This is a genomic window from Megasphaera sp. DJF_B143 (assembly GCF_900320625.1).
Classification (GTDB): domain Bacteria; phylum Bacillota; class Negativicutes; order Veillonellales; family Megasphaeraceae; genus Megasphaera; species Megasphaera hexanoica.
The window spans coordinates 1-2531 of the sequence record NZ_ONTA01000063.1; the positions used below are offsets into that span (position 1 = coordinate 1).

Here is a 2531-nt window from a genome sequence, read left to right on the forward strand (position 1 = left end):
GTATCCGATGCGATAGCATCGGCCCGCCGCTGTTCGTCTGAAACAGCTGAACGGACTTCCTCCTGACTGGAAGAAGACTGTTCACTGGCCAGGGATTCCGCTTCTTCAATAAGATGCAGCAATTCATCCCGGTCAGCCTGGGACAGGCCCTTGCTGCTGTCGAGCAGTTCCTGTACCTGGGACGCGACGCTGGCGGCCTCCGACCGGGCCCCGCTGCGGCTGATGCGTCCGGACTGATAATTGCGGTTCAGATCACGGAGAGCACTGGAAAGTTCCAACGTCTTGCTGCGGATTTTACTCATAGACAGCTCATCGCTGCGCTGTTTTTTTGTATCTGCATCGTGGAGTTTTTTATCTTCTTCCCGGCTTTCCAGCAGTTCTTCCTGTTTCTGTTGCGACACTTTCGCCAGGGCATCTGACGTGATATGAGTGCCTGTATAATATTCATATCCCATATAGCCGAATATAATCAGGGGAAGCAGCAATGCCAGGATTTCGACACGGCGCATGTGGGCAGCCCGCTTCCAGCTGATCGTATTCCGGCGGCGTATTTCCATGATAATGACAAAAAGCAGAATGGCTGCAATCGCAAAAAGGGCGACATAAATCGCCAATTTATGCCATACCGTCGCCTGAAGGCTGATTTTAGACGGAGACGAATTATTCAGGCTCCACATATATGTACTGCCCTGGTCGTCGGCTTTGGACGCATTGCTCTTTACATTCGTTCCCGATGGAAAAGAGACAATATATTCCAGGTCCGCCCCATTTTCTTCAATGGGCATTCCCAGTCGCAATTCTTTAATGCTGTCAGCCGTAAAATTATAATCAATATAATAGGTCGAACAAAAGAATCCGTCATGGGTCTTATGTACGACGCGGTCAACGGAGCTGCGGTTGGCACCATCTTTGGTAATGGTCTTCATAGCCCGGAATCCCTTGCCATTGTCGTTGTCATAATCCATGATCGTATAATTCCGCTTCTGAAATTCATCCGCATCAGCCCGGAGTTTCTTCTGACCAGACGCCGATTCTGAAACTTTCAGCACATCCTGTGTCTCACTGCCATCGTCGTGGATGATCGTCTGGGCCCGGAAGCCGGAGAGCAGACAAAAGGCTGCTATAAGCAGTACGGTCAATCCCAGTTTTAGGTAGGTTTTCATAAAGTCCTCTCTTTCTACATGCATTATTCTTCCTTGGGCGGTACCATTCCCGATTCTACGATACGGGACCGGCCGGAGGACCTTGTTTCTCCACCACCCTGCCGTTCTGACCGGGCTGCCTCCATAGCGGCGCCGTTGCTGGATGCTTCCAGGGGAATGCCATTGACATAAATACCTTCAATGACGCCCAGACCTTTTTTCATGCGGATGCTGGCTATGACACTGTCACCAGAAGCAATGTCATAAATGCCATCGGCTTTATCCGGAGCTATGCGATAGCGGTTAAAGCCTACCTGGAACTGTACATTGCCATCATGATATGAAACGACTTTCGCTTCCATGTAGTCGCCTCCGATGAGCGGCTTAGAAGCCGATGCGCCTTTGATTTCCATCATGCCTTTATCGTCACGGGCAATATGCACGTATATAGTCTGATGTTCTTCTGGTTCTGTTACATCCATCCAGGGAGCCGTGTCTTCGGGAAAGACAACGCGTATATAATCGGTGCCAAAGCTGGACACTTCCAGACGGGGCACGCACTGCCACTGGTAAGGGATGCCATCGACCGTGATGTTATGCCAGCGCCAGCCAATATACCCCAGGGCAGCCAGCTGGACGATAGAAACCACGATGAGGACGAACCATTTAATCCGGCTGTCAGAAGGAAGAGTCATATCTGGTAATTTCATTTTCTATCGCCTCCTTCTGATGACCAGGGAGAATGGGTAAAGTGTTTTTCCCTTTCCGGTTTAGGCGCAGCACTGCCCCAGGGCGAACCGTGATGCTGTGCCGGCCGGGCAGCCGGCGCCTGTGCTTTTTCTTTTGCCGGTACGGACGGAGGCAGTGGGATGTCATCAGGATTATGAAATACGGGCGGCGTAAACCGGGATAGTTCCGGTTCTCTCGGCGTAACCGTTTGTGCCGGGGGAACGGGCGGTTCCGGTTCTTCTTTTAGTTCCGGCATGTGAATCGATTTCATCCATTCCGGCATCTCTTCTGCCACATCAGCCATATCATCCGTTTCTGCCGGCTGTCCGGCTGGAACATCAGGAGATCCAGCTTTTCTGATAGAGGCCGGCTGTTTTTTACGGCGGCTGCGGGCTTTGCGGTTTGCACGTACCGTCGTTACATTATGGCGCAGATCTGTCCGGTGCCGCGCCCGTTCTGCCGCATCACGGCGGCTGTCTGATGTGCGGCGTATCTGTATCAGCACCAGTGCCAGGATGATAATTGCCACAACCGGTACCAGCGGGGAAACGCTGCCGCTCCAGAAGAAGGCCGCCACCAGACAAAGAAGGGCGCAGATGCCAAACTTCGTATGCTTGGTATGACCGCTCTGGATTCCCTGGACCATTTCATAAAATCCAA

General features: G+C 52.0%; 2 protein-coding genes and 1 pseudogene. All 3 read right to left on the bottom strand.

Annotated features, from left to right (window positions below; genetic code table 11):
• On the bottom strand, positions 1-1163 hold a 1163-nt coding region (locus DBO31_RS01850), incomplete at its 3' end, for a hypothetical protein (protein ID WP_200817431.1).
• Positions 1164-1186: 23 nt separating this feature from the next.
• Complete coding sequence (locus tag DBO31_RS01855) at positions 1187-1852, bottom strand: hypothetical protein (protein ID WP_059076685.1); 666 nt, start codon at positions 1850-1852, stop codon at positions 1187-1189.
• Positions 1849-2531, bottom strand: a pseudogene (locus DBO31_RS09235) (hypothetical protein); the annotation flags it as partial. The pseudogene DBO31_RS09235 and the gene DBO31_RS01855, both read right to left, overlap by 4 nt.